A 2,052-nucleotide genomic window follows, 5' to 3' on the forward strand; every position below is an offset into this window, starting at 1 on the left:
TTTCAGGTCACCTGTCCCTGGCGAATTCGGGTGGGTGGAGCCAAAGGCCCGGAAAGCATGCTGCTGCCCGCTTTTGATCACTTGGGGATCCCTTACATTCCCAGCTCCACCTTGCGGGGGGTAGCCCGCACCCAGGCTATTCGAGAGTTGATGCGGAAGCGCAATCTGTCTTGGAAAGAGGCGGATAAAGCAGTGGCACCCTGGCTTGGGCATCTAGAAGCTGAGGACAAAGATAGTGCTGGCAAGGTGATCTTTTTGGATGCCTACCCTGTGCCGACCAAGACTCAAAGACAAGGGGATCCCGATAATTCCAGAACAGGAGGTCTAGCTGTCGATATTGCCAATAATATCTGGAAGTGGAACGGTCAAAATCTTGAATACTCACCTAATCCCAACCTCTTCTTTTCTCTCAAGCAAGCCACTTTTTTGATTGGCCTGCGTAAAGGGCCAGGCTGCACCGACGAGATGTTAGCCCAAGTGAAAGAATGGCTCATCCGCGGGCTGGAGCAAGGAGTGGGATCCCAAGTCAATACCGGCTACGGTCGGCTGATTCAAACTGGCAAAACTCTATCTCAATACAAGGGAGAATTCTTGCGGCTGCCTTTTGAGCTGGAGGGTCAGTTGATCCACGGGCGGCAAGTGGTCAACTGGAGACCTGATAAGAACCGGTATGACAACAAATCAATTGCCGAAGTCCGACCGGTAGCCTTTAAGAACATGCTGCGCTACTGGTTTCGAACCTTTGCCCTGGGTGTTTTGCCCGTGAAGCAGGTGCAGGAATGGGAGGGGCAACTTTTTGGGGCCATCACTCCCCAGCAAAAACATGGCTGGATCCATGTGGATCTTTTGAAGGGGCGAGTAACTCAACCAGAGCCGGAACCCAACCAAGCGGGAAGGGGGGAGCCTGCTGGACAGCAAGAAGGGATCCTCATTCTCAGCCTTTCTGAGGAGTGCTACAACCATGCTTCAAAGGAGAAGCAGGAAGCAGTGCAAAAGCTCTTTCGGAATCTGACCTGGATGCTGTTTCATCTGGGAGGTATTGGCCAGGGGGCAAGAAGGCCCTGCTACTCTCGCCAAGACCGCGGTAGAGCTCCTTGGTGGCGGGGATCCACCCTCATTCCCAACTCCGAAGATTCATTTTGGAATCTGCCAGAGTCGGTAGAGGAATTCCAGAAACTCTTTCAGAAGCGGCTGCGGGGCTTTTTTGAAGCACTCCAGGTTTTGACTGGGCAGGCCATTGATCCCAGCAATCCCAGGAGCTTTGGTCAGGTCAGCAAAGAAAAGTGTCCTGAAGCTGTGGATGCCCATTGCAGGATTGTAGTCTGCAGCGGCCCAGAAGAGTTTAATAAGCCCTATGCTTTGGCTGTTTTGCACAAGGTAGGCAAGATAGCGCCAGGAAAATACGACAAGTTTCTCTGCGGCGACACAGGCACGCCGTCCCCTGTTTGGATTGCAGATTTGGATGACTATCAGGTGGTTACCGTTTTTAGGGCAACGGTGAATCCTAGGAAAAGTTATCTTGAACAGCTCAGGAAAAATGCTGATGATTTTGGAATAATCTGGCCCTTGAAGTAGAGATCTTGGAGAATCTCTGGAGGAATAAAATGTCCAAAAAGAGGATCAATGCCAAAGTTCTTAGAAACCTTGTTACAGCTGTGGTCAACGGCTCGATCACGCTGGCCATCCTGCTAATTGCTCCTTTGGGATTGGCAGCCGTGATTACCAATACCATTCTTGTCACGATTGCCAGCTTCTTTTCGGGCAGTCTGGCCGAGATCGTGATGGATTTCTTGTCAAGTCCTGAAATTGATGTTGAGATTTTACCGGAGCGTGGCCGCTCTAAACCCGGCAATGCCATAGATCAGAGGCGAGGCGCTGAAGATCTGCGTCGTCATGACGAATAATGCGAACTTTATATGTCTCTCAGCAGGGGTGTAGGCTAAGCCTTAAGCAAGAGTTCGTAATGGTCTATTTGGGCGAGTCGCTCTTGCAGGAGGTGCCTCTACCCTTGCTGGAGCAAATTTTAATCTTTGGCCGATCCCAGGTCACCAC

General features: G+C 51.2%; 3 protein-coding genes. All 3 read left to right on the top strand.

The genetic code is table 11. The features are described 5' to 3' along the window. The coding region (locus tag NW820_RS01000) for an RAMP superfamily CRISPR-associated protein (RefSeq protein ID WP_414406441.1) at nucleotides 1-1,575 on the top strand (1,575 nt) is incomplete at its 5' end. 29 nt (nucleotides 1,576-1,604) lie between these two features. Then, entirely contained in the window at nucleotides 1,605-1,904 is a 300-nt protein-coding gene (gene csx18, locus NW820_RS01005) for a CRISPR-associated protein Csx18 (RefSeq protein WP_414406442.1), read from the top strand. Beyond that, nucleotides 1,904-2,052, top strand: a 149-nt coding sequence (locus NW820_RS01010) for a CRISPR-associated endonuclease Cas1 (protein WP_414406443.1), incomplete at its 3' end; no start/stop codon positions are given. The genes csx18 and NW820_RS01010, both read left to right, overlap by 1 nt.

Origin of the sequence: Synechococcus sp. R55.7 (genome assembly GCF_047461955.1) — a bacterium.
In the GTDB taxonomy this organism is placed as follows: domain Bacteria; phylum Cyanobacteriota; class Cyanobacteriia; order Thermostichales; family Thermostichaceae; genus Thermostichus.